The sequence below is a fragment of the Williamsia sp. Y712 genome (genome assembly GCF_059445525.1).
In genome coordinates this window covers 366249-392365 of sequence record NZ_JCAIUN010000002.1, presented here as the reverse complement: position 1 = coordinate 392365, position 26117 = coordinate 366249, and the positions used below count along the sequence as shown (strand labels likewise).

22 protein-coding genes and 1 riboswitch are annotated in these 26117 nt (G+C 63.7%); of the genes, 12 read left to right on the top strand and 10 right to left on the bottom strand.

The genetic code is table 11. The annotated features are described in order from the left end of the window. Positions 1–20 precede the first annotated feature (20 nt). Positions 21–1148 (bottom strand): precorrin-3B synthase, encoded by a 1128-nt coding sequence (gene cobG / locus AC1D75_RS16655; protein ID WP_495516441.1) that lies wholly within the window; start codon positions 1146–1148, stop codon positions 21–23. Between the two features lie 114 nt (positions 1149–1262). Further along, positions 1263–1338, top strand: a riboswitch (adenosylcobalamin (AdoCbl) riboswitch). 52 nt (positions 1339–1390) lie between these two features. On the opposite strand from cobG, the gene cobN reads away from it, so the two are divergent. The 5 genes from cobN to AC1D75_RS16630 all read left to right on the top strand — a co-directional run bounded on the left by cobN (position 1391) and on the right by AC1D75_RS16630 (position 9716). Then, positions 1391–4990, top strand: coding sequence for a cobaltochelatase subunit CobN (gene cobN, locus AC1D75_RS16650; RefSeq protein ID WP_495516440.1), 3600 nt, complete (start codon positions 1391–1393; stop codon positions 4988–4990). 100 nt (positions 4991–5090) lie between these two features. Continuing rightward, positions 5091–5633 carry an FxsA family protein gene (locus AC1D75_RS16645; protein ID WP_495516439.1) on the top strand — a complete coding sequence of 181 codons (543 nt, stop codon included), beginning with the start codon at positions 5091–5093 and terminating at the stop codon, positions 5631–5633. Between the two features lie 66 nt (positions 5634–5699). After that, positions 5700–7307 carry an amidohydrolase gene (locus AC1D75_RS16640; protein ID WP_495516438.1) on the top strand — a complete coding sequence of 536 codons (1608 nt, stop codon included), beginning with the start codon at positions 5700–5702 and terminating at the stop codon, positions 7305–7307. Beyond that, on the top strand, positions 7304–8941 hold the full coding sequence (lnt, locus tag AC1D75_RS16635; protein WP_495516437.1) for an apolipoprotein N-acyltransferase: 1638 nt from the start codon (positions 7304–7306) through the stop codon (positions 8939–8941). Before AC1D75_RS16640 ends, lnt begins: the two co-directional genes overlap by 4 nt. Next, positions 8925–9716, top strand: coding sequence for a polyprenol monophosphomannose synthase (locus tag AC1D75_RS16630; protein ID WP_495516436.1), 792 nt, complete (start codon positions 8925–8927; stop codon positions 9714–9716). The genes lnt and AC1D75_RS16630 overlap by 17 nt, the downstream gene beginning before the upstream one ends. A gap of 100 nt (positions 9717–9816) precedes the next feature. Here the strand turns inward: AC1D75_RS16630 and AC1D75_RS16625 are convergent, their stop codons facing one another. Then, positions 9817–10161: an RNA polymerase-binding protein RbpA gene (locus AC1D75_RS16625; protein ID WP_482139465.1), complete on the bottom strand. Its 345-nt coding sequence runs from the start codon at positions 10159–10161 to the stop codon at positions 9817–9819. 146 nt (positions 10162–10307) lie between these two features. Between AC1D75_RS16625 and AC1D75_RS16620 the strand changes: the two genes are divergently transcribed. Next, positions 10308–10658 carry a hypothetical protein gene (locus AC1D75_RS16620; protein WP_495516435.1) on the top strand — a complete coding sequence of 117 codons (351 nt, stop codon included), beginning with the start codon at positions 10308–10310 and terminating at the stop codon, positions 10656–10658. 22 nt (positions 10659–10680) lie between these two features. Here the strand turns inward: AC1D75_RS16620 and AC1D75_RS16615 are convergent, their stop codons facing one another. The 7 genes from AC1D75_RS16615 to AC1D75_RS16585 are packed head-to-tail and all read right to left on the bottom strand — an operon-like array spanning position 10681 to position 19503. Further along, a complete protein-coding gene (locus AC1D75_RS16615; protein WP_495516434.1) occupies positions 10681–12333 on the bottom strand; it encodes a TerD family protein in 1653 nt (550 codons plus the stop codon). 38 nt (positions 12334–12371) lie between these two features. Continuing rightward, on the bottom strand, positions 12372–13673 hold the full coding sequence (locus AC1D75_RS16610) for a TerD family protein (RefSeq protein ID WP_495516433.1): 1302 nt from the start codon (positions 13671–13673) through the stop codon (positions 12372–12374). Further along, positions 13673–14623 (bottom strand): HAD family hydrolase, encoded by a 951-nt coding sequence (locus AC1D75_RS16605; RefSeq protein WP_495516432.1) that lies wholly within the window; start codon positions 14621–14623, stop codon positions 13673–13675. Before AC1D75_RS16605 ends, AC1D75_RS16610 begins: the two co-directional genes overlap by 1 nt. Further along, on the bottom strand, positions 14620–15753 hold the full coding sequence (locus AC1D75_RS16600; RefSeq protein WP_495516431.1) for a cysteine protease StiP family protein: 1134 nt from the start codon (positions 15751–15753) through the stop codon (positions 14620–14622). Before AC1D75_RS16600 ends, AC1D75_RS16605 begins: the two co-directional genes overlap by 4 nt. Continuing rightward, positions 15750–17042, bottom strand: a complete 1293-nt coding sequence (locus tag AC1D75_RS16595; protein WP_495516430.1) for a phosphoribosyltransferase family protein — start codon at positions 17040–17042, stop codon at positions 15750–15752. Before AC1D75_RS16595 ends, AC1D75_RS16600 begins: the two co-directional genes overlap by 4 nt. Further along, a complete protein-coding gene (locus tag AC1D75_RS16590) occupies positions 17039–18298 on the bottom strand; it encodes an HpcH/HpaI aldolase/citrate lyase family protein (RefSeq protein WP_495516429.1) in 1260 nt (419 codons plus the stop codon). The genes AC1D75_RS16595 and AC1D75_RS16590 overlap by 4 nt, the downstream gene beginning before the upstream one ends. Next, a complete protein-coding gene (locus tag AC1D75_RS16585) occupies positions 18298–19503 on the bottom strand; it encodes a hypothetical protein (RefSeq protein ID WP_495516428.1) in 1206 nt (401 codons plus the stop codon). Before AC1D75_RS16585 ends, AC1D75_RS16590 begins: the two co-directional genes overlap by 1 nt. 239 nt (positions 19504–19742) lie before the next feature. Here AC1D75_RS16585 and AC1D75_RS16580 point away from each other — a divergent pair, with 239 nt between their 5' ends. From AC1D75_RS16580 to AC1D75_RS16560, 5 genes are all read left to right on the top strand, one after another. Then, the gene (locus tag AC1D75_RS16580) at positions 19743–20318 is read left to right on the top strand and encodes a TerD family protein (RefSeq protein WP_495516427.1); all 576 of its coding nucleotides are present in this window, start codon (positions 19743–19745) and stop codon (positions 20316–20318) included. Positions 20319–20431: 113 nt separating this feature from the next. Next, a complete protein-coding gene (locus AC1D75_RS16575) occupies positions 20432–21550 on the top strand; it encodes a DUF475 domain-containing protein (protein ID WP_495516426.1) in 1119 nt (372 codons plus the stop codon). Positions 21551–21676: 126 nt separating this feature from the next. Then, positions 21677–22786: a ferredoxin reductase gene (locus tag AC1D75_RS16570; RefSeq protein ID WP_495516425.1), complete on the top strand. Its 1110-nt coding sequence runs from the start codon at positions 21677–21679 to the stop codon at positions 22784–22786. A 45-nt stretch (positions 22787–22831) separates the two neighbouring features. Beyond that, a complete protein-coding gene (locus AC1D75_RS16565) occupies positions 22832–24070 on the top strand; it encodes a fatty acid desaturase family protein (RefSeq protein WP_495516424.1) in 1239 nt (412 codons plus the stop codon). Between the two features lie 43 nt (positions 24071–24113). Next, positions 24114–24878: an adenylate/guanylate cyclase domain-containing protein gene (locus AC1D75_RS16560; protein ID WP_495516423.1), complete on the top strand. Its 765-nt coding sequence runs from the start codon at positions 24114–24116 to the stop codon at positions 24876–24878. On the opposite strand, the gene AC1D75_RS16555 is transcribed toward AC1D75_RS16560, so the two are convergent. Beyond that, positions 24851–25477, bottom strand: coding sequence for a TetR/AcrR family transcriptional regulator (locus AC1D75_RS16555; protein WP_495516422.1), 627 nt, complete (start codon positions 25475–25477; stop codon positions 24851–24853). The two genes, AC1D75_RS16560 and AC1D75_RS16555, sit on opposite strands and share 28 nt — an antisense overlap. 189 nt (positions 25478–25666) lie before the next feature. Here AC1D75_RS16555 and AC1D75_RS16550 point away from each other — a divergent pair, with 189 nt between their 5' ends. Next, on the top strand, positions 25667–26086 hold the full coding sequence (locus AC1D75_RS16550) for a PaaI family thioesterase (RefSeq protein ID WP_495516899.1): 420 nt from the start codon (positions 25667–25669) through the stop codon (positions 26084–26086). Positions 26087–26117 lie beyond the last annotated feature (31 nt).

Here is a 26117-nt window from a genome sequence, read left to right as displayed (position 1 = left end):
CTCGTCACCATAGATGCCGATCAGACTCGGCGACGCTTGTACCCCGTCGCCGTGGCCTCGACCCGAAGATGGTTCTCCTGAGGCGAACCGCACCCACGTTCGCAGCCGACCCAGTGCTGACGGTCGTCGATGTCAGCGTCGTCTGAGGTCAGGTGCAGTTCCAGATCCGCTCGGACATCGGCATGCGACTTGTCGCAGCCGGGTGATCCGGTGCAGTCGGTGACCTTGGTCCAAGGCGAACTCTCGTCGAATATCAGGCCCATCGGTGCCATCACGCGAAGTACGGTGTCGGCCATGCCTTCTGACAGGTCGACGATCAGGATCTCTCTTCGCGGTGTCAGGTAGATGTCACGTTCGATGGCAGCCAGGAACTCTCCGACCCGCGCTGGGATCCGTCCGTGCGCGACCACGGAACCGAGTGCCACCAATTCGTCGTGATCCTGAGCCAACCAACCCACCCGCGGTTCCGAAATGGACTCTGACCTCGGATATTCACCAGTTGCCTGCAATGTCGCCAAGATGTTGTCGATGGTCGTCAGATCGGCAACATCTTGCACGCGCCATTCGTCGGTCCGGTCAGCCAGAAACGCATGCGCCAGGTCGATCATGAGGGCTGGGGCATCACCCGCCGAGACCTGACGTCCGGTCGGCTTTCCGCCGACGACCACGTCAAACGCTCGATCACTGAACGCCAGCACACCGATATCGGGACCCTGGGTAAGGATGTCGCCACGACCATCGTCGACGCCGAACAGGATCCTGGCCGGGAGATTCGCCAGCACCGGGTCGGACTGCAGTCGGATGTCGAAGTCGTCAAGGACCGGGCGTGCGTCGATCAGACCTCCGCGCCGCCCCGTCAATGCCGAAAGCTGCAGGTTGCGCACCCGTTCGTGACTCGGAGACGGGATCAGTCCGGCGTCGAGTATGCGTTCGCCGGCACCGTCCACGTCGGTGATCCCACGCAGCTGGACGTTGCCGCGCGAGGTTACTTCGAGATGACCGTCGCCGAATTCATCCGCCACACCGACCAGGGATTGCATCTGGATCGGTGTGATCAGACCGCCTGGTAACCGGATCCGGGCCAGATGGCCATCTGCCGCCGGGTGGGCCGAGAACACACCTGGGCAACGATCGGACGGTCGACTCATGGGTTCAACGGTACTGGCGCCGATCAACTTCTCGCCGCTCAGTGGCGGCCGGTTGCCCGACTCATCGCCTTCGGATCACCTGGAATTGCCGGTCTTATATGCTGAGGCAATTCCGCAACGAGGAAGCCGGTGAGAGTCCGGCACGGTCGCGCCACTGTATGGGGGAAACCCCAAGTCAGACCCTTGTTGCTCCGCTGCTACACCCCAACCGCCGGGCGCGCATTCCCGGCAAGGAGGTCCTCGTGATCTTGCTTCTGTCCACCTCGGACACGGACCTGCTGACGGCCAAGGCCAGCGGTGCCGACTACCGCCTCGCGAACCCGTCACGCCTTCTCGTCGACGAAGACCTACCCGCCCTCCTGGACGGCGCTGACCTGGTGGTTGTGCGGATTCTCGGTGGCCGCCGGATGTGGGAACAGGGTCTGGACGCGGTGATCGCCGCGGGATTGCCGACCGTGGTGCTCTCCGGTGAACAGCTTCCCGACCCCGACCTGATGTCGATGTCGACGGTTACTCCGGGCGTGGCCGCCGACGCCCACAACTACCTGGCCCAGGGCGGACCTGACAATCTCGCGAACCTCCACGCGTTCTTGTCCGACACCGTGCTGCTCACCGGCCACGGTTTCAGCGCTCCGGCGACCACCGCGCAGTGGGGGATCCTGGACCGTAAACCCCAGGTCGAGACGGCCGGACCGACCATCGCGGTTCTGTACTACCGAGCCCAACATCTGGCAGGCAACACCGCCTACATCAACGCCCTCTGCGATGCGATCGAGGACAAGGGCGGCCGGGCACTGCCGATTTTCTGTGCGTCGCTGCGGACCGCGCCCGACGACCTGCTCGAGCAGCTTTCGGTTGCCGATGCGCTGGTGGTCACGGTGCTCGCCGCCGGGGGAACGACGCCTGCCACCGCGTCGGCCGGTGGCGATGACGAGAACTGGAACATCGAACAACTTGCCCGCCTGGACATCCCGATCCTGCAGGGTCTGTGCCTGACATCGTCCCGTGCCGGATGGGCGGCGAACGACGACGGGATGTCACCGTTGGACGTCGCCACGCAGGTCGCGGTACCCGAGTTCGATGGACGGATCATCACGGTTCCGTTCTCGTTCAAGGAGATCGGCGACGACGGTCTGCCCTGGTACCGCCCGGATTCCGAACGGTGTGCGCGAGTCGCCGGAATCGCTGTGCGCCACGGTCGACTTCGGCACATCGCACCGGCTGATCGCCGGATTGCCGTGATGTTGTCGGCGTACCCGACCAAACATGCTCGGATCGGGAACGCAGTGGGGCTCGACACCCCACAGAGCCTGCTCCGATTGCTCGATGCCATGCGCGACTCCGGATACGACATCGGACCAGAATCCGGTGAGGGCTCGGTTCCCGGTCTGGCCGAGAATGATTCGGACACGCTGATCCACACGCTGATCGCCGCCGGTGGACAAGACCCCGACTGGCTCACCGAAGAAGCCCTGGCCGCCAACCCGATCCGGCTGTCAGCGGCGGACTACCGCGACTGGTTCGGCACACTGCCCGACGATCTCCGGGCGTCCATGATCCAACACTGGGGACCGGCCCCCGGCGAATTGTTCGTCGACCGCTCGGTCAATCCGGACGGCGATATCGTGATCGCGGCAATGCAATTCGGGAACATCGTGCTGATGGTCCAACCACCACGAGGCTTCGGTGAGAACCCGGTCGCGATCTATCACGACCCGGATCTGCCGCCGAGTCATCACTATCTGGCCTGTTATCGCTGGTTGTCGTCACAAGATCACTTTGCCGCCGATGCCGTCGTCCATGTCGGCAAGCACGGCAACCTCGAGTGGCTGCCGGGCAAGACGTTGGGTATGTCGGCCTCGTGCGGCACCGATGCCGCCATCGGCGACCTGCCGATGATTTATCCGTTCCTGGTCAACGATCCCGGTGAAGGCACCCAGGCGAAACGGCGAGCGCACGCCACGCTGGTCGATCACCTGATCCCGCCGATGGCAAGGGCCGAGAGTTACGGCGACATCTCGCGTTTGGAGCAGCTGCTCGACGAGCACGCCAACATCTCCGCGCTCGACCCGAACAAACTTCCGGCGATCCGCCAGCAGATCTGGACGCTTCTGCAGGCTGCGAAAATGGACCACGACCTCGGGTTGTCCGAGCGTCCCGAAGAAGATGTCTTCGACGACATGCTGCTGCACGTCGACGGCTGGCTCTGCGAGATCAAAGACGTTCAGATCCGCGACGGACTCCACATCCTCGGCCAACCGCCTGCAGGTGATGTCGAGGTCGATCTGGTGCTGGCGATGCTGCGGGCCAGGCAACTCTGGGGTGGTACGCAGAGCCTGCCCGGCCTACGAGAAGCGCTGGGGCTCACCGAAGACGGAACCGCCGGGCGTACCGCTACCGACAGCATCGAATCCATTGCCCGGGAATTGGTGGTGGGTTGCGCCAAGGGCGACTGGGATGCCGCCACCATCGCCACGGTCGCCGAAGGTCATCCGGAAGATGTTCGCAGGATACTCGAGTTCGCAGGCTCCGAGATCATCCCTCGGCTCCGCCAGACCGATCAGGAGGTCCCGCGGATCCTCCACGCGCTGGGCGGTGGGTTCATCCCCGCCGGGCCGAGCGGATCACCATTGCGTGGACTGATCAACGTATTGCCGACCGGACGCAATTTCTATTCGGTCGACCCGAAGGCCGTACCGTCGAAACTTGCCTGGGAGACCGGCCGGGCCATGGCGGATTCCCTTCTGGCCCGCTATCTCTCGGACCACGGCGAGTATCCGAAATCCGTGGGCTTGTCGGTGTGGGGGACCAGCGCGATGCGCACGTCCGGCGACGACATCGCCGAGGTTCTCGCACTCCTCGGGGTGATGCCGATCTGGGATGAGGCGTCTCGCCGGGTGACAAAACTCGACCTGATCAGCCTCGCCGAACTCGGCCGTCCCCGTATCGATGTCACGGTGCGCATCTCCGGATTCTTCCGGGACGCCTTCCCGCATGTGATCACGATCCTCGACGATGCCGTTCGCATGGTCGCCGGCCTCGACGAACCCGACGAGTCGAACTACGTTGCCGCCCATGCGCGTTCCGACATCGCCGACCACGGCGACGTCGACCGCGCCACCAGTCGTATTTTCGGGTCGAAACCCGGAACCTACGGCGCCGGCCTGCTCCAGCTGATCGATTCCAAGGACTGGCGCAGCGATGCCGATCTGGCCGAGGTGTACACCGCATGGGGCGGTTACGCGTACGGCCGCGGACGTGAAGGCGTCGCCGCGGTCGACGACATGCGATCGGCCTACCGGCGCATTGCCGTCGCCGCCAAGAACACGGACACCCGCGAACACGACATCGCCGATTCCGACGACTACTTCCAATATCACGGTGGCATGGTCGCCACGGTCCGGGCATTGACCGGCAAAGATCCCGAGGCCTACATCGGCGACAGCACCAGCCCGGACAACGTTCGCACGCGCACACTGTCGGAAGAGACCACCCGCGTCTTCCGGGCCCGCGTGGTCAACCCACGTTGGATCGCCGCGATGCAGCGCCATGGCTACAAGGGCGCATTCGAGATGGCAGCCACGGTCGACTACCTCTTCGGCTACGACGCCACCACCAATGTGATGGCCGACTGGATGTACGAGCAACTGACCGAGGCGTACGTCCTGGACGCGGCCAACCAGGAGTTCATGAACAAGTCCAACCCCTGGGCGCTGCACGGCATCGCCGAACGTCTCCTGGAGGCAGCGCAGCGGGAGATGTGGTCGGCACCTCCACCGCAGATGCTCGATGAACTCCGGCGGGTGTTCCTCGAGACCGAAGGCGACATCGAGGGAACCTGAGACGGCCCGAGCTCGAAGCCATCGCGCCTGGTGCGATCGAATTCGGGGGATCGGGAGAAAATCGGGCGGCCTGATCGTTGACCCTGTGTACGCACTGCCGATGATCGGGATGGTTGATCTGATGAAGCTCGCACTCTTTCTCGCCTACGTGGCGATAGAAATAGCCGCCTTCGTGGGGCTTTGTTTTGCGATCGGTTTCGCGTGGGCGGTGTTGCTGGTGATCGCCACGATGGTCCTGGGCTTCTGGTTGCTCCGCCGCCAAGGTGCCAACGTCCTGGCCAATCTCCGCGCCGCCGGACAGAACGCTGCGGCGGGAACGCCTGCCGGTCCCGCCGGATCCGCAGCGCCGGTCGCTGACACCGCACTGCTGGCCGGCGCGACGATCGCGATGGTCGTGCCCGGTCTGGTCACCACCGTCATCGGTATCCTCCTGCTGCTCAAGCCTGTTCGAATGCTCCTTCGCCCACTGGTCATCGCTGTCGGTACCCGCAAGGTCGTCGGCGCGATGGAGGGCTATGCGCGATATGGCCGCGGGATGGCCGGTGTCACCGTTGTCGACGGACAGGTTGTCGACACCACCTATGGCCCTGCCGACTATGACCCGAGCCGTCGTCAACTGCCCAAGTCGCACCCCGACCTCTGATCCCTGTACCCCCGTCGGTAGCCCTGACAACAGCCCGCCACCGTCCGGCAGGCAGACTGGACGGTCGTGGAGAGTCAACTGCTGATCGGCGGGCACATTTATTCGCCGGTGGCCCCCGATGCAACTGCTATTGCGATCGAAGACGGTGTTGTCGTCTGGGTCGGTTCCGATCCGGTCGGACGGGTACTGCATCCCAAGGCTGAAGTCATCGACCTCGACGGGGCACTTGTGGCACCCGCGTTTGTCGATTCTCATGTTCACCTCACCTCGACGGGGCTGGCGCTGCGCGGACTCGACCTCAGCGATGCGGTCAGCCGCGAAGACTGCCTCGCGAGGTTGCGCCGGTACAACGCCGAACACACCGACACCGACCTCATCTGGGGGTTGGGCTGGGACGAGTCGACCTGGCCGGACGGACATCCCTCGACAGCGGACATCGATGCCGTCGTCGGAGATCGCCCGGTCTATATGGCCCGGATCGACGAACATTCCGCAGTCGCATCGACTGGCTTGCGTATCCGCGCCGACGGGCTGATCGGCGCCTTCGGGTACGACCCGCAGGGTCCGCTGACCGCTGACGCCCACCATCGGGTGCGCCGCGCGGCCCGCGCGCTGCTGAGTACCACCGGACGCAATCGCGCCCAGCAGGCGGCGCTCGACGATGCCGCCGCGAACGGGATCGTCGCCGTCCACGAAAACGGTGGCCCCGACATCAGCGGACTCGACGACTTCCTCTCGCTGGCCGAACTCACACATGATGTCGAGATCCGCCGCTACTGGGGCGCTGCGGTATCCGATACCGCAGAAGCATGGGCTCTGCTCGAGTCGACTCGCGCCCACGCGCTCGGCGGCGACCTGTTCATCGACGGCGCGATCGGCTCACACACCGCGCTCCTTCGCGAGCCCTACGTCGACGCCGACACGTGTGGCGTCGGCTATCTCGACGCGCAGACCGTGACCACCCATCTGCGTGCCTGCACCGAGGCCGGCATCCAGTCGGGATTCCACGTCATCGGGGACGCGGCGATGGATGTGCTGGTACAGGCCGTCGCCGACGTCGCCGCCGAGTTCGGCGGTCCGGCGTTGGCGCGGCTGGGCCACCGCATCGAACACGCCGAGATGATCACCTCGGACCAAGCGACCATCCTGGCTGCGGGCGGCATGATCGCCAGCATGCAACCGCTGTTCGATGCCCTGTGGGGTGGCTACGGCCAGCTCTACGAACAGCGTCTCGGTGCCGAACGTGGCCGATCGCTCAACAATTTCGCGCAACTCGCCAAAGCGGGTGTGGGCCTGTCCTTCAGCTCGGATGCACCGGTGACATCGATGCGCCCGTGGGCTGCCATCGCGGCCGCCTCCAATCACAACAACCCCACCAGTGCGATCTCTGCCCGTGCCGCCTTCGCCGCCTCGACCCGCGGCGCCTGGCGGGCCGGCGGTCACCGCGACGGTGTTGCCGGGACGCTGGTTCCGGGCGCGCCTGCCGACTACGCGGTGTGGGAGGTCGAGGATCTGGTCGTCGCGGGTTCGGCCGACCCCCAGGTGGCGAGGTGGTCCACCGACCCACGATCACGCGTGCCGGCGCTGCCCGACCTGCGGCCCGGGCGCAAACTCCCGGACTGTGTGCGCACCGTGCGCGCCGGACGAGCGATCTACGACAGGGCCGCCCGGTGACCTCTGGCACGGTGGAATCCCGCGGGTCGGCGCTCTCGGCCCGCATCGGCACTTTTGTCCGCACGCCGTTGGTCCTACGGACGGTTGCCGCCGCGATCGGTGGTCTGTTGATGTGGGCGGCCTTCCCGCCTCGCAATCTCTGGTTTCTGGGCATTGCCTCACTGATGGTGTTGGCTTTGTCGCTCAAGGACGTCACCCGATTCCGCGAGGGCTTCTTACACGGCTTCGCGTACGGGCTGGGCTTCTTCCTCCCGCTGCTGCCATGGATCGGCGTCTACGTCGGCCCGTTGCCATGGGTGGCGCTGGCAGTGGTGATGTCGCTGTACACCGGATTGTTCGGGGTCCTTGCCGTCCGCCTGCTCCGGCTGCCGGCCTGGCCGCTGTGGTTCGCGTTGGCATGGGTCACCGTCGAGTGGGCCCGCTCGTCATTTCCTTTCGGCGGTTTTCCTTGGGGCCGTGCCGCATTCGGGCAGCTCGGCGGTCCGATGGTGTCCCTGGCCTCACTGGGCGGGGCGCCGCTGGTGTCCTTCTCCGTGGCACTGAGTGGTGCCGGCCTGGCGGCTTTGTTGACGTGGGCCGCCACCGCGCCGCGGCAGTGGAATCGGCTGGTTCCGGCGCTGATCATGACTCTGATCACGCCGATCGTGTCGGCGTTCCTGTGGCCCTCCGTTGATTCGCGCAACAGTTCCGACAACCAGATCACCGTCGCCGCCATTCAGGGCAATGTGCCGCGTCTTGGCCTTGATTTCAATGAGCAGCGCCGCGCCGTGCTCGACAACCACGTGCGCGAAACCATGGCCCTGGCCGCCGCGGTGCGGGCCGGTGAACAACCGCAGCCGGACATCGTGATCTGGCCGGAGAACGCATCCGACATCGACCCCACGACCAACGAGGACGCCGCCGAACTGATCACGATGGCATCCATCGCGGTCGATGCCCCGATCCTCGTCGGAACACTGGTCCGAAATCCCGATGGCAGGCCCACGAACACCGTGCTGGTGTGGGATGGGCGCCAGGCATCTGACGGCCGTGAGATCGAAGGCCGTTACGACAAGCAGATCATCCAGCCCTTTGGCGAATATCTGCCCTGGCGAAGCTTTTTCACGCATTTCTCGTCGTACGCCGAGTCTGCGGGCAACTTCAAACCGGGCACCGGCCCTGGCGTTGTCGATGTCGAGATCAACAGCGGTGAATCCGTGCGGGTGGGTGTATCGACGTGCTGGGAAATCGCCTTCGACCGGTCGGCACGCAAAGCCGTCCAGTCGGGTGCGGAGTTCTTGTCGGTACCGACCAACAACGCCACCTTCGGGCGCACGCAGATGACCTATCAACAACTGGCGATGTCACAGCTGCGGGCGGTCGAACACGGACGCGCGGTGGTTGTCGCGGCCACGAGCGGCGTCAGCGCCATCATTGCGCCCGACGGGCACACGACCGCACGTAGCGGATTCTTCGAGCCGGCAGCGTTGGTGGAGTCGATTCCGCTGCACACCGATCAGACGGTGGCCACCAAGATCGGACCGTGGCCCGAGCGTCTGGCCGTACTCTTGACGGTCTGCGGTTTTTTGGTCCTGGTGGTACAAGGCATTAGGTTACGGGGATGGTCAAAGGAGGAGCATGGTGACGGGGCCTGAGGACAACTCACGCACAACCGGTCCGGTCGTAGGGGCGGACGGGGCGGGAACCCTGGTGATCATTCCGACCTTCAACGAGATCGAGAATCTGCCGCTGATCGTCAAGCGGGTCCAGGCGGCCCAGCCGGCGGTGCACATTCTCATCGTGGATGACAGCAGCCCGGACGGTACCGGCGATCTCGCCGACGAACTGGTGGCAGCCGACGGTGACGGACGAATCCATGTCATGCACCGCACCGTGAAGAACGGTCTGGGTGCCGCTTATATCGACGGCTTCAAATGGGGTCTGGCCCACGACTACGCGGTCCTGGTCGAGATGGACGCCGATGGCAGTCACGCACCCGAGGAACTGCATCGTCTGCTCGACCGGGTCAACGCGGGCGCCGATCTGGTCATCGGCTCACGCTATGTCCCAGGCGGCACCGTCGTGAACTGGCCGCGACGCCGGGAGATCCTGTCCCGCGGCGGCAACATCTATTCGCGGATCGCGCTCGGTGTGACGATCAAAGACATCACCGGCGGCTACCGCGCATACCGTCGTCACGTACTCGAGACACTGGATCTGGGTGCCATCGAATCGCACGGCTACTGCTTCCAGGTCGACCTCGGCTGGCGCACGGTGCGAGCCGGTTTCGATGTGGCCGAGGTGCCCATCACGTTCACCGAACGTGAGCTGGGGGAGTCGAAGATGAGTGGCAGCATCGTCCGCGAAGCCGCATTCAAGGTGCCGCGTTGGGGCCTGACCCATCGCCTCGACAAGCTGCGTAAGAAGTAGCACCAACAACAAACGAGCCACCTATACGAAGACGATCCACAAATATGTGGATCGTCTTCGTATAAGTGGCTCGTTTGCGTGGAGCCGATCTGTCAGACCTCTAGCTGCTGGTGCCCCGACGGCGTGCCTTGAGGAGGTCGAGACGCTCGGTCAGGAGCACCTCGAGCTCTTCTTCGCTACGACGCTCGAGAAGCATGTCCCAGTGGGTGCGCGGCGGCTTGACCTTCTTCTCTTCGGTGACCGTACCTTCGAGAATCGTGCCTTCCATACCGTTCTTGCACGGCCAAGTCGACGGGACCTCGGCTTCGTCGGAAAACGGAATATCGAAGATCTCGCCGTTGTCGGTGCGGTACTTCACCATGCGCCGCGGCGCGAGGTCATGATCGCGATCGGTCTCGTAGCTCACCGCTCCGAGGCGGCTGCCGCGTAGAACTCGATCTGCCATAACTACTATCCCTTCGTTGGATTACCTATCCATCTTACGCGTTTGTGCGGATGTCCTGCTAAATCCTCCGCGATCGCGTCGCGGACGGAGTTTTGGTGGGTGGTGGCCACCGGTGCCGACGTCCGTGCGGAGTAACCTCACTGGTTATGGAACCCCAGGCCACAGCGTCTCGACGCGGCACTGCACGCAACAATTGCGCGTGGTGCGGACGCGAGATCGTCGAGTCCGAGGTCGGCCGCCGACGCAAGTACTGCAAGCAATCCTGTCGTCAACGCGCATATGAACAACGAAACTTGGTCGCAGGAAGTTCCATCCCTGCGGATTCGGTGGTTCTGAGCTCCGGAGAGGCCGAGGATCTGATCGAACGTCTCTTCCGACTGCGGTGTGCCGCCGAAGACATCGCGACCGCTGTCGCCGAGGAGGCCGGCCGGGACGAGTTGACGGAGCTCGGTGCTGAACTGGTCGCACTGGCCAAAGAAGCCGAACGCTGGCGGTAGCAGCGCGTCCGGGTACGTCCGGTCAGCTAGGGGGTCCGGTGTTCGACCGCGACTGACGGCTGCGAAAACCCGCGACGATCTGGTGGGCGACCTCCGATTGCGGATCGAGCGCTTCGGCCTCGAGCGTCCACTCCAGGCCGACCCACGGGTCGTGCGCACGCGCGTCGTCGGTCACCGGGAGCACCAGGGTGGTGTCGGCAATCGCGGCCACCAGTGGATCGCCGTCGTGTTCGTCGAGTGACCCGGCGAAAACGAACGCCCAACCCAGACGGGTTCCCCGATCGACGATGCGCAGGAGTCGGGCCAGATCCGCCGGTTCCCAGCCGAACGGCAGATCGGCGATGATCACCACCCGAACGCCGAACTCGTCATGACCGCTGCCCACATCGGTCCCGGCCTGCAGTGCCATCATGTTCAGATCGATGGCCGACTCGAGCACGTCCAGGCGCGAGGCCACCGCGTCCGGCGTGGTGATCGGCGGCGCCAACATCACCGGTGCGAGCAACTCGGTCAGCGCCGCGAGCTTCCCGGTGAGGTCGAGAACGTCGATGGTGACGCCGTCAAGGGACGCCGAGGTGAGCATTCTTGCGGCGGTCACCAGCCGCAGAGTCAGTGACGTCACCACCGACACCACAGATTGACCGTTCTCGAGCACCCAGAGGGGCCGCGGGATCGGTGTCGGAATACAGAACGGGAGTCGGAGTTCACCTCGCTCTGGCGCAGTGAGTTCGCCCAGCCGCAACCCACCGCCCGTATGCCCGTCGGTCCGTGACCACGCAGATGACTGCCACGACGCCATCGCAGGCGGCAACTGGGGGTCGATGGCGGCGAGTTCAGCCATCAGAACCCGGGAATCGGAATCGAACCGCTCCTGCGCGGCCGCAACCAGCTCATCACATCGTTTCTGCGCGGCGTCCCGCAGACGGGCAGTCGCGGGGGAGTTGCGCTGCGACGAATCGGCCAACGCATCGGCGAGTTCCCGATCGAGACGTTCGATCGCAAACCCTTCGGACTGAACAAAACCCGCCGCCGATCGAGCGGCGTCTTCGAAGATGACGTTGGCGCGGGCGATGGCGGCGCCATGGTCGGACCCGAGCCGCACCATGTCCGGCGCAAGGTCGTCCGACGCGGCCGTCGAGTCAGGCTGGGCGGCAGGGATTTCCGGCACCGAAGTGGCATCGGCCGTGGAGTCGGCATCGTCGACGTCGACGCCGTGGCTCGACATCAGTTGGGCCAGACCACCGTCGTAGCCCTGACCGAGCGCGCGCACTTTCCACTGACCGGCCCGCTGATACAGCTCGAAACACAACATCGCGGTTTCGCCGCGTGTCGGGCGCAACGTGAGCGCAAAGCCCGGCGACTGCGCACGACCGGTCAGTTCCGCGCGTAGCCCGGTCATCGCGAGCTCGGCAGGCACGTCATCCAGGCCCACCGCGCACAGCACTCGGGCACCCGGACGCACGGCGTCGAGATCAATCGACAACCGGCCGTCGATCAGCCTGACACCGCCGGTCGCCGGCTGGTTGTAGAAGACGACGTCATCGGAGCCGAGCACATGGAGACGGTCGTCGACGACGAGGCCGACGACGTCGACCTCGAACCCCGTCGCCGCGACGGAAAACCTCAGCGCATGTTCACCGGCCGGAGCGTTCTGACCGGCGACCAGCTCATTCATCTGACGAAAGTTCCTCTCGGACCCGCACACATCGGGGTCTATTTCATGAAGTCGTTCGACAAGAATCGCTGTAGCTGCGGCAGGGCCTCGCCGGCATGCCGGGCGGTGATTCCCTCGCCGATCGCCTGAAGCTTCCAGACCCCGCCTTCGCGGAACACCTTGGCCATGACCACGCCGGTGAAAGGCATTCCGCCGGCAAGGGTGTATCGGGCCAGCTCGGAGTTGGTGGTCTGATCGACCAGGCGGCAGAAGGCGTTGTCCACCTGTTCGAAGGTCTGACCCTGGTAGGAGGTGACGATGAAGATGAGCGCGTTGACATGCATCGGGACGCGGGTCAGATCAACGGTGACCACTTCGTCATCACCTTCGCCTGCTCCGGTGAGGTTGTCACCGAGGTGGCGGATCGAACCATCTTTCGACGTCAGCTGGCCGTAATAGACGACGTCAGCAGCCTGTGTGTCGGCGAACATGACGACCGACGCGTCCAGGTCGATGTCTGCGCTGCGGTTACCGAACCGTTTCTTCACCACAACGGGATCCCAACCGAGACCCATCTGAATGTTGGTGAGCGCGACTCCGCCGTCTTTGTTCAGCGAAACCCGTTGGCCCTTGGTCAAACTGACGGGATGGCCCTTCCGCAGGCTGACTTCGGGTCGGCCGGCCGGTGCCGGCGGTTGCTGCTGAGGGGGTGTGTATGCCGCCGCTGCCGGTGCGGCGGGCTGCGACGGGTAGCTGGGTGCCGCAGCCTGCGGGCGTGAATAATTGGGCGCTGGTGCGGCTGCTGCCGGAGGGGTCGGGGCGGGAGGTGGCGGCGCAGAAGGGGTCGGGGCAGAAGGAGTCGGGGCGGGTGCATCGTCCACCGAAACCCCATGATCGGTGACCAGCGCCGCGAAACCACCGGCATAGCCCTGGCCGACGGCGCGAACCTTCCAGTCACCACCGCGACGGTAAACCTCGAGCGCGATCACGATCGACTCACTGGCCAGACCCTCGATGCGGTACTCGTACAGCGGTTGTCCGCCGGACAGGACACGCGCGACCGGGGGAGCGATCGCCCCAAAGGTTCCGTTCTCGAGCGTGATCACCGCGCGGACCTGGGCGATATCGGCGGGGATCGCGCCCAGAGCGATCGACAGGGTGCCGATGCCGGAACCGGTCTGCAGCGTGACGCCTGGACCCGAGGGCTGGTTGAAGAACACAAAATCGGCGTCCGTGCGGACCTTGCCGCTGTCGGTGACGAGCAACGCCGAGAGGTCACCTGCCGCCGCAAGATCGACGGTGATCTCCACCGTCGACGCGTTGAGCGGACCGTTCTGCCCCTTGACCAGTGTTGTTGTCATCACCTGTGCCCTTCGTTGGGTATTGAATTGATGGCTCCGTCCACACCTGTCGGCGCGCTGGACGGCATGTCCGGTTTAACGGCTCCCACCATTGTGCCTGCCCGTCCCAACAGCCAGTTCAGCATCTCCTCCGAAGCAGCCAGGCCTCGTTCTGCGGTGATCGCGACGTTCGGGTGTTGCCACCCGAGTTCTTCCAGCTCACCGTGCCGAGGCCGGATCGCGGCGTCGGCCCCGACCAGTATCGGTTGATCCAACACGCCGTCACCGGCCGCCAGGCTCAGATGAGGCCACACCGACATCCGTCTGCGAACCTCTTCTACGGCGATGTGTTTCGTGACCGGATTGGGCATGACGTACACCTTTCGGCCCTGCCGCGAGACATTCCAGCCGACCTCCGCGGCCCAACTCGCCCACGCCGGCACCACATCCGGTGGCAGCAGCTCGAGTTCGACGACCGCGTAGCAGAAGAGCCCATCGGCAATTCGCAGCGTGCGTAGCCACGGGGTGTCCTGGGCATCGTCGTTCAGTCGCCGATAGACGTCGTCGACCCCGGCACCGAGCCGGCCGAGCAACCCGGCGACGTGCGCGGACCAATCTTCATCCGGCCGGCCGTTGACCAGGATGTTTCCACCGTTGCTCGTGATCGCGAACGCGGTTGTGCCCATGGGCAATTCAATCCGCCGGAATTGTTCGATGGTCCGGGTTGTCGTCGGCACCACCTGTGCGATCCGGTCGAGTTCGAGGAGTAACCCGATCGAGGTCTGCGACATGTACGACTGCGGTTTGCCCTGGTAGAGCTCCACACAACGCGCCGAAGCCAACATCGCCGCCGCACGCGAGGCATCCGGGGCGCCCTGTGTGATCGCATTCTCCGAATAGATCAGCGTCCGGTCCATGTCCAACGCCACCAACGCCGGTGAGGTGGGTGATACCCGGGTACGACCGCTCACAAGACCTCTTTCACCAGGCCCACAGCGCTGTATGCCAACTCCGGGACCACCTCCACGGGCACCGATCGCGCGTCGGCAAGTGCCCGGATGTGCTCGTGCGCCGGATCTTCGGCGTTTTGGACCAGGACGCGCCACGGCACCCGACGGAGCAGAACCCGAGTGGTTTCACCGACACCGGGTTTCACGAAGTTCACCGACGAGATCCCATACTGCTCACGAATGGCCTCGACGGAGCGCCAGCCCGACCAGGTCGGGGACCGATCCGACGACACGATATCCGCGTACCGTGAGGCCGCCTCGGCTGTGGCGGAATCGAATTGAGCACTGACAGCATCCAGCAAGACGCCCGAGACGTCCTGATCGATCAGTTCCGAGTAGAACTTCGCGCCGTGGAAATCATGCGGACCGATGAGCTCGCTGTTCAGGACAGTTCGCGAAACAAGACCAGACACAGTCGAATTGAGGCAGGCCGATGCGATGAGGAAGTCGTCGCGCGTGCCGTATGTGCGAACACATGCGCCGGGATCGGCGAGTACCGCCAGGTCCGGATTGAATCGGGGACCGCCTGCCTGCGCGAGTTCGTCCAGCGCGGCCGCGAGTTCGCGGGTGATCGCACCTTTGCCGGTCCAACCATCGACGAACACCACTTTCTGTGGATCATGGTGTGCTGCCAGGTATCTCATCGCGATTGCGTCGATCCCACGATCCCGGACTATCGATACCGCATAGTGCGGCAGGTCCACACCGTGGTGATGGCGAGCCCATCGGCGCATCAGGACACCGACGGGCGTGCCTGCGCGGGCGAGCGAGGCCAGCACCACGTCGGTGCCGCGCTCGGCCAGCACCAGATCGGTCACCGCTCCCACCGCAACCGCCAGGCGATGGGCACTTTCGTCGAGGACCCGGTGAAAGAGTTCCTGGTAGGCGGCGTCGGGCTGGAACTCGACCGGCAGCGTCTCCGCGTAGTGGGCGAGTCCGGCCTGTATCCGCTGTTCGCGGGAGGCCACGTCGGCTTCGAGAGCCACCTGCGACAGATCTTTGAGGAGCCACCGCACCTCGTCGGGGGCATAGCTACCGAAGTCCGGACCGACCAGTGGGACACCGAAGCCGGCCTCTGGCTGCACGCTCACTGTTGCCCCCGCTTCGCCCGCAGAGCCCGGTGGTCGGTGCCGGGAACGATCACGGCGAGGACATCGTCGCCGCCTGCCCGCAGCGTTTCGACCAGGCCGTTCGGTGCGGACAGTGCTGCGGTGTCCGCGGGGGCATCGAGCACCACGACGAGTTGGGAACCCGGATGTTCTCGGGTTGCGTTGTACAGGAAGCGATCCGCGGCCACGTCGGGCTCGGGTGAGTCAAAGCGATAGCCGCGACGCAATGGGTACCCGCGGTGATCGATGACGTGAGCGGGGGACCGGGTCGTGGTCTGACTCAGGACGGGTGCCTCGACAACCGACGACAGCTCACCGGCGATCCGCTGAGGCAGATACATGAACTCCTCATGTCCGATCACGATCACCGGACGCGCCGGATCCAAAACGGCTGCCACCTGGGCGACGATCACGGTCACCGCCTGATCGAATTCGGCCCAATCGCTGTGGTCGAATCCGTAGCGGCCGCCATCGGGGATGTGCGGCGGCCAGGACACTTCCAACCGCTCGAACCGTCCCGGGTTCCCGGATTGGTGCAGCGGTCCGGGTGCGAGCGCGACAACCTGCGTGGGTAGGTCGTCGGGAATGTCTGTGACACCCTGCGCGAGGCTGATGAAGTCGATGTCGATACCCATCTCACCGGCCCGTTCCCGACACCGGGCCACATCGCGGTCGGTTCGCATGTCGACCAGCGAAGCCACGATGTACAACGCCCGATGATGGATCTCCTGCATGGACCGGATGGCGTCGAGTGCCGTGGCCCCGGTGGATATCTCGTCGTCGACGAGTACCACCGGAAGGTCGGTGTGCAGGCTCTGCGGATCGGTCGGGACCACCAGGTGGTCGGTCGCGTGTGAATGGCCTTCTTCGAATCGCGCGATCACCGGTACATGCGATTCGTGACGCCGCGTCGACTGGAGGTAGTGCCCCGCGCCCATCCGCTGAGCGACCGCGTGTCCCAAACCGGTTGCCGTTTCGGCAAATCCGAAGACTAGAGCGTCGTTCACGTCGCGTTCGCGCAACGCCGAGGTGGCCAGGTCGCCGAGTTCTCCGGCGGCGGCAAAGATCACCGCCGGCGCGACCGGGATGTGTTTGCCCAACACCGTCGACACCCAGAGGTGGGCTCGTTTGGGATTGCGGCGCAGTCCGGGTTGCACGAGATCGTCAACCCGCCGGCCGCGATGTCCGCTGACGTGTTCGGCCCGCAGACCGAACTCCGATGTCGCGTACGGCACGGGCGTGGTGACCTGGCGGCTGTCGGTATCGCTCACGGCTCCACCACCGACGCGAGTAGGTCCACAACACCGATTTCCGGCTGCAGAACCCCGAACGCCTGTGCGCGGACGAGTGTCTTTTCTGCCCAGGCGCGGTGAGGGCGACGTTCGTTCATCTTGTTCCGATAGATCGAGGGTTCCACGCCGCCGGAGTCGTCGACACCGAGGACGGCCACGGCATCGACATACTCCTCGTGCGACACCGCACTCATCGCATGCACCACGTTGACGTGAGAGGGATGGATGACGGTCTTGCCCTGAAGTCCGTTCGCATGGTCGAGTACCAACTCCCGAAGTAGTCCGTCGAGGTCGCGGCTGACCAGATGCGTGCGGAACCTCACGGCATCGATCTGCTCGAAGGGCGTGTGCCGCAACAAGGGCCGGAACATTCGCTCATGGGTGTTGTAGTACTCCCACACCGGCCCGGTGATGGTGTACCCGGTGCCGTCCGCTCGTCCGAGAACATTGACGATTGCTCCGATGACCTCGGCCACCGGTTGCACGTCGTAAATGGTGAGATCGGGATCGCGCCGGATTCCGAGGGCGCCACACATATCGGTTCCGCCGATCCGAACGGCGAGGACCTTGTCCCGGTGCTTGGCGAGCAGGTCCCGAATATTGCTCAGCGCAGACATCCTGGTTTCCAGATGCAACACCGCCGTCGACTCGATGATCGGCATCGCATAGAGCATCCGGCCCGCACCGGCGATAGCGCCGTCGATCCGGTTCAGGTAGTCCTCACCGGTCACCGCAGTGAACTTCGGCAGGACAAATCCGGCGAGCGCCTCGATTCCACGACCCAGGCGTCCGAGAAGTTCGTCGATCTGTTCGGCATTGCGGACCCGGACAAACAGCAACGGCACAGTCGCCGAGTGGTCGGCCAGATCATCGAGTGCAGCAACCAGGTTTGTCATTGCGGCGTGAACCCTGTGATCGGCGACCGCATCCTCGAGGTCGATGACCATCGATGTGGACCCATTGCGACCTTGTCGGAGAATCAACTCGGCCAGGCGATCGCGAATCGCCGGAATGTAGAGGGTCGCGCCGATCGCCACACTGAGCAACTCTGGCCCGGCGTCGGCCTCGATCGTCTCCGGGAACCGGTGGAACAAACGTTCGCGTTCGACATCGTCCAAGGCGGCGAAATGTTGGATTCGATTGGCGCCATACGCCGTTTGTCCAGTGTTCGGTTTTTGTTCATCCACTTGCCCGCTGCGGCCCACGTCGCCGCCGGGAATGGACTCTTCGATCATCAGCGCCGTGCCTCATCCTTCATTTTGTTCACGACTCCGGTGACGAAGTCAGAGATGGCTCGCAGGTCGACCAGATATCCCCAGTAGTCGGGGTGCCGCCCGGTCAATGCGGCAACCGCACGATCCACGCGCAGCACTTGCGCGTCGAGTACCGAACCCCATTGTTTGACCAATCCCAGGTTCACTGCAAGTAGTTGTGCATCACGTATCTGGAACCGAACTCTACCTGCGGCCGCCGGTGGGTCCGCCCGGACCACCCGAAGTTCATTCAATCGGTCGGTGACTCCATCCACCAGCTCCTCCGCCTCCGCGAGTACCGCTCGGGCACGGGTGATCGCGGCCAACGACGCCTCCGGATCGGACGCTATTTCGCTTGCTGCGGTGTCGATTTCGGCCTCTGCGCGCTCCAGGTCCACGGCGCTTCGCTGGTCGTACCCGATGAGGTCTGCCGAACACGCCGCACTGAACTCGCGGAGAAGAGCCGAGTAGGCCTCGGGCATGCGGGAGCTGCGATTGCGGACTGCAGCCAGGCGCGTCCGCACCGATGCCAGCGCGGCACGCGCCTGGCCGTCCTTGCTCGGGGCTTCCGCTATCGCCTGCTGCAACTTCTCGATCGCAGCGCTCATCGCGGCGGTGCTGGCCTGCAATTCGGCACGATCACCACCCTGGGACACCTGGAGTTGCGCGGACTCGAGCCGGTGCAGAGCGTGATCATACTGGGCCACAGCACTTTTGACAGAGGCGTAACCCAATTGATTGGTCGTGAGATCGCTGAGCTTCTCCGCCATACGGTCGGATTCCTGGCGAACCCGGGCGGCCTCGTCGGGAATCGCGCCGTATGCCGTCCGGGCATGTTCGATCTGTGTCGAGTTCTGCTCATAGAACCGGTCCAGGCGCTGTATGGACTTCGTGATCTGCTCTGACGTCTTCTGGTAGTCGGCAAGTGAAGCTGTCGCATCGGGATCGCTGAGCGCCAGATATTGATTGATGGTCTCGTAGCACTGATCCCGGATCGGGGCGAAGGATCGAATCAGGTCAGGTGACAGACCCAGCGCTGCTGCGGCGTCGACGCCATCGGCCAATATGGACAGCCGCTGATCGAGTTCCAGGAAGCCGGTGACCATGTCATTGCGGGCACGGGTGAGGACGTCGGTGGACCCGCCACCGACGTCACGGCTATCTCGTCGAAACCAGCGCCCGGCCACACGCGCATCCTACTGGGAGCGGCGACAATCGCCGCCCGTGGCGGTCGGCGATCACCGGTAATGCGGCACCTGTCATTCGATCCGTGCATAGATCGCGCAAAAATGTGGAGGTATCGGAGTGGACGGCGCCAACGATGTCCATATTCACGTACGGTTGACGACAAGGCTCGGCTCCATGCCAGCGTTTGGCGCGGAATCGGCCTACTCAACGTATGAATCAACCTCAGGAAGGTACTGACATGGGCGTCAGCTTGAGCAAGGGTGGCAACGTCTCTTTGACCAAAGAGGCTCCGAACCTGACCGCAGTGGCGGTCGGACTCGGCTGGGACATCCGTTCCACCACCGGCACAGACTTCGACCTTGATGCCAGCGCCATCGCTACCGGAGCTGACAAGAAGGTCGTCTCCGATCAGCACTTCATCTTCTTCAACAACCTGCGGTCGCCGGACGGCTCGATCGAGCACACCGGCGACAACACCACCGGTGAGGGTGAAGGCGACGATGAGGTCATCAACGTCGATCTGGCGGCTGTGCCGCCGAACATCGAATCGGTGGTCTTCCCCGTCTCGATCTACGACGCTGATTCGCGCGCGCAGTCGTTCGGACAGATCCGTAACGCATACATCCGCGTGACCGACCGCTCCAACGGCACCGAACTCGCCCGCTACGACCTGTCCGAGGATGCGTCCACCGAAACCGCCATGGTGTTCGGAGAGCTGTACCGCAACGGTGCAGAGTGGAAGTTCCGCGCCATCGGCCAGGGCTACGCCTCCGGACTCGCAGGCATCGCCCGCGACTACGGCGTCAATGTCTAGTTCGACCATCGAAGTCGAATAACTGAAGTCGTATGATTCAGCACTATCGCGGAACCTTCCGGGGCTCCGCGATAGTGCTGTTGATACGTAAGAGCAACAATTAAGGAGCACGGGTGGTCATCCGCACATTCGGGATCTCGATCCTAATCACGATCGTCTCGTTGGGCGTTGCATTCCTCTACGGGGGGTGGACCGCGCTCGCGCTCTGCTTGATCCTCGGCATCCTCGAGGTATCACTGTCATTCGACAACGCGGTCATCAATGCGACCGTGCTGGAGAAGATGAGTGAGTTCTGGCAGAAGATCTTCCTCACCATCGGCATCCTCATCGCCGTCTTCGGCATGCGTCTGCTGTTCCCGCTGCTCATCGTGTGGGTCACGGCCGGACTGAATCCGGTCGAAGCATTCGACCTGGCCATGAATGTGCCCGAAGAAGGCTCCGGTCAGGAATCGTATGAAGAGATTCTCACCGCAGCACATCCGCAGATCGCTGCGTTCGGCGGCATGTTCCTGTTCATGCTCTTCCTCAATTTCATCCTCGAGGACAACGAAATCAAGTGGCTGACGTGGCTCGAGAAGCCACTGGCCACCATCGGCAAGCTCGATCAGCTCGCCGTTGTCATCGCAGGCGGCAGCCTCGTGCTGATCGCGGAGTTCCTCGCCGCCGACGACCAGCGCTCGACGGTCATGGTCGCGGGCGTCCTCGGCATCATCACCTACATCGCCGTCAACGGTCTCGGCCAGTTGTTCCACACCGAGGAACTGACAGCCGAACACGAACAGGCCGAGAAGTCGGGTGGACCCTCCGACCTGGCGAAGGCGACCGGTAAAGCGGGCTTTTTCCTCTTCCTCTACCTCGAGGTCCTCGACGCGTCGTTCTCCTTCGATGGCGTCATCGGCGCGTTCGCGATCACCGCAGACCCGATCATCATCGCTCTGGGCCTTGGGTTCATCGGAGCAATGTTCGTCCGCTCCATCACCGTGTACCTGGTCCGTGCCGGCACCTTGTCCGAGTACCGGTACCTCGAGCACGGTGCCCATTGGGCAATCGGCGCACTCGCTGCGATCCTGTTCTTCTCGATCAAGTGGCACATCAACGAGATCATCACCGGTCTGGTCGGAGTGGCGTTCATCGGCGCAGCAGCGTTGTCGAGTATCTACGCCAACCGCCGCGACGAGGCCGACAAGGCGGACTCCGATTCGTCCGAAAAGGATGTCGCCACGACCAGCTAGTTCCTGACACGGCCGGACGCTGATCAGCTCCGCCCACCCGGTGTACACATGTACACTCGAAATCGCGCACAGCGACGGCGATACAAACCGCCATCGATTCCATCCTGAGCGAGGGGAGTGTGGGCAGTGGGCATTGTTAAATGGAGCAAGCGTCCGGCCGCGCAGGTTCAGACCACGCGTCCGCAGGTCAATGTCGCCCGTGGTCTGGTGGCCAGAGCAACGACGCCACTGCTGCCGGACGACTACCTGCATCTGCTCAACCCGCTGTGGTCGGCACGCGAACTGCGGGGAAAGATCGTCGATGTCCGCAAGGAAACCGACGACACCGCCACCGTCGACATCAAGACCGGTTGGGGATTTCGTCATAATTACCGTCCCGGACAATATGTGGGGATCGGTCTTCAGATAGATGGCCGATGGCACTGGCGCTCGTACTCGCTGACATCCATTGCAGGCGATGGAAAAGTCATCTCGGTGACGGTGAAGGCCAACCCGGACGGTTTCCTCTCCAGCCACCTCGTAGATGGCGCGGCGCCGGGCACCGTCATCCGGCTGGCCGCACCCAAAGGTGACTTCTCGCTACCGAATCCGGTACCCGACAAAATTCTCTTCCTCACTGCCGGGTCCGGCGTGACACCGGTGATGGCCATGCTCCGGGCACTCGACGGCCGAGGGCAGATGCCCGACGTGGTGCACATCCACTCCGCCCCGGACCGCGAAAGTGTCATCTTCCACGACGAGCTCATCGGATTGGAGAACACCTCCGAGGGGTACGAGCTGGAAATGCGTCTGACCCGCGAACACGGCAAGCTCGATCTCAACGACCTGTCGTCCGTCGTCCCTGATTGGCAGGAACGTGAATGTTGGGCCTGCGGTCCGGTGGAGATGCTCGACGCCGCAGAACAGGTGTGGGAACGTGGCGGGCTACGAGACCGGTTACACATTGAGCGCTTCGCCATCGCACGCACCGACAAGGGTGGTGAAGGTGGCACCGTCACCTTCACGAAGTCCAACAAAGAAGCACAGATCGATGGGGCGACAACGCTTCTGGAGGCCGGCGAAGAACTCGGTATCCAGATGCCGTTCGGCTGCCGGATGGGGATCTGCCAATCGTGCGTGGTCCCACTGGAAGGCGGATACGTACGCGACCTGCGTTCCGGGGACGAACGTAGAGAAGGGGACCGAATCCAGACATGTATCAGCACCGTCTCTGGTGAATGCACGCTGGATCTCTGAGCCGGCACACGTGCGAACCGACAAGTAACACAGGGGGTAATTGCAATGGCGATCACCGATATCGATCGATACGCACACCTGTCCGAGGCCGATGTGGAGGCTCTCGGAAGGGAGTTCGACGCGATACGCCGGGACATCGAAGAATCCCGTGGGGAGTCGGACGCCCGGTACATCCGCCGAACCATTGCGTTGCAACGGGGTCTGGCTGCCGGTGGTCGTGCGGTGCTGTTCGCAAGCCACAAGAGGCCGGCATGGATCGCCGGTGCGGCGATGCTCGGCGTTGCCAAGATCATCGAAAACATGGAACTCGGGCACAACGTCATGCACGGGCAATGGGACTGGATGAACGATCCCGAAATCCATTCCTCGTCATGGGAATGGGACACCACGTGCCCGAGCGTTCAGTGGAAGCACTCCCACAACTTCATCCACCACAAATACACCAACATCGTCGGCCTCGACGACGACGTGGGCTACGGGATCCTGCGGGTCACCCGTGACCAACGTTGGGAGTGGTGGAATCTCGGGAACCCGGTCTACAACTTCCTTCTCGGAACCTTCTTCGAGTACGGGGTGGCGCTGCACCATGTCGAGGCCGAAAAGGTCCGCAAGGGTGAGAAAAGCATGCGTGACGTCGTCAAAGACCTCAAGATCATCGGCCGCAAGGTCGGTAAGCAGGCCGCCAAGGATTACGTGATCTTCCCGGCGTTGTCCGGCCCCAACTGGAAACACACGCTCACGGCGAATCTCACGGCGAACTTCATTCGGAACTACTGGACGTACGCGGTCATCTTCTGCGGGCACTTTCCCGACGGCGCCGAGAAGTTCACCAAAGCCGAATACGAAAGTGAAGACCAGGCCCGCTGGTACCTGCGACAGATGTTGGGGTCGGCCAATATTCGCGCCGGACGGCTGATGCGGTTCATGACCGGCAATCTCAGTCATCAGATCGAGCATCATCTCTTTCCGGATCTGCCCAGCAACCGCTACGAAGAAATCGGTGTCCGCGTCCGCGAACTGTGCGACAAATACGACCTGCCGTACACCACGGGATCACTGGCACATCAGTATCTGCAGACCTTCCGCACCATCGCGAAGTTGGCGCTTCCCAATGCGATGCTCTCGGCAACCGTCGACGATGCCCCCGAGACCGCTTCGGAACTTCGCTTCAACGTCCGCGAGGGGATGCACACGAGCTTCGGTCCAGATCCGGAAACCGGACGCCGTCGAGGACTACGCACCGCCCTGCGTGAACTACGCGATTCGAAAGTGAAGGTGGCCTGACATCGCCGGTCGTTTTGCGCAGACGCGAGACGGGGCCCGCCAGGTGGGGGAGTTCCTGGCCCGGTCCGACAGCAACGCGACCGTGGTGCGGGTCGCGCGTGCTGTCCGGATCAGAACCCCGGGTGCCGGGGCCGAGGTGAAATCGGACCGGATGCGCAGTTCTGACCGGGTCGCCGGTCTGATCGCCCAGGCGAGGGGTGAAGCACCCAGTGCCTTACGCGAGCTCGGTTTGGCTGCCGTCGAATCGTGGCAGGCACTCGTCGCACGGCGCGGCAGTTCCACTCCCGCAGGTGGCCCGGTGACGATCTTGTTCACCGACCTGGTGGGATTTTCCACGTGGGCTCTCGGCGCGGGTGACGACGCCGTCCTGTCACTACTCGGCGAGGTCAATCGCGCCAGTGAGGAGATCATCACCCGGCGTGGTGGGACCGTGACGAAGTACCTGGGCGATGGCCTGATGGCGGTGTTCCGTGACGGAACCGATGCCATCGAGGCCGCACACGAAGCCGGACTCGCGGTCAGCGCAATCACGCTCGACGGCTATCGGCCCGCGCTCCGTGCGGGCCTACACACGGGCGAGCCGCGTGCCGTCGGCGATGATTTCCTCGGTGTCGACGTCAATATCGCGGCCCGGGTGGCCGACGCCGCCTCAGCCGGTGAGGTCTTGGCGACCGAAGCAACGTTGGCGGCCACCGATGACAGCAAATACATCAAGCGGCGCAGACGCTTTCGCGCCAAGGGCACGCCCAAAGATCTCATCGTGTACGCAGTTGTACCGCGTTACGACGATGTGGCCGACGAAGGTTGATCTTCCTTTGGAAGCGACAGGTAGAGCGCCTTCAACTGCTCGGCCGCCACGTCCAGTGATCTGACGTCTCCTTGGCTGCGACATTGCACGATCGAACCCTCGATCGCGTTCACCACAAAGAGACCGAAATCCTGGGCGGCGGTCTCGATGACACCGTCAGCCACCGCTGCCTGCGCCACGAGATCTCGCCACCGGTCGAACGCGACGTTGGCAGTGGCCGCAACCAGGGGTTCGTCCGGCGCTGCCATGGCGGCAGCCACCACCGGACACCCCAGCGCGAACTCCGAGCGGACCAATTCCCTCTTCCACCACTTGATCAAACCGTCGATGGCATCGATCGGGGTCCGGGTGGCTGTCAGGTCGGCGATGAACGCCGTTATCTGCTCGCCGGCAGCAGTGGTGGCATCGGCGATGAGCTCCGATTTCCCGTCGGGAAAGTGCTGGTAGATGGAGTTTCGGGCAGAACCGCTGCGTTTGAGTAGGTCCGCGACACTCGTTGCGAAAACACCTCGGCGTCGAACGAGATCTATCGCCGTGCCGACCAAGCGCTCTCGCGGCCCGGCCGTGCCATCGAATTGCTGCATCGGATAGCCCGTCACGGCGCCTCGTTCCCTCTCGCCATAGTGGATAGACCGATCGGTCCACTGCGGTGTTAGGATCGCAATGTATGGATCGACTGGTCCATAATCTACCAGGAGGGATCGCCCATGACTGCCCAGGCCGCACCGTCAGACACTGCATCTTCAGGTTCTGTATCTCCCGACGCAGCAGCGCCGCGCATCGAGGAGATGAACGGCCTCGAGGTCCTTCGCTTCCTGACTTCGCTTCCGCAGCAACCACCGAACATCTCGCAACTGATGGGCATGGAGATCGACAGCCTGGAAGAGGGTGTGGTGCAGTTCAGTCTGCGGGCCCGGCCGGATATGACCAATCCGATCGGGTCACTGCACGGAGGCATTTGTGCCACCCTGCTCGACTCGGTGATGGCGTGCGCCGTGCACACCACGCTGGCGCCTGGTGTCGGCTACGGAACCCTGGAACTCAAGGTCAACTACATTCGCTCGGTGCCGACCGATGGACGCCGAATCATCGGGCACGGCAAGGTGATCCACACCGGGCGGCGCACTGCCACCGCAGAAGGCCAAATCTACGACGAAGCAGGGAAGCTGATTGCCCACGGCACTACCACCTGCATCATCCACAGCTGATCGGGCAGTGTTGCCGCCCGGGTCCGACCGC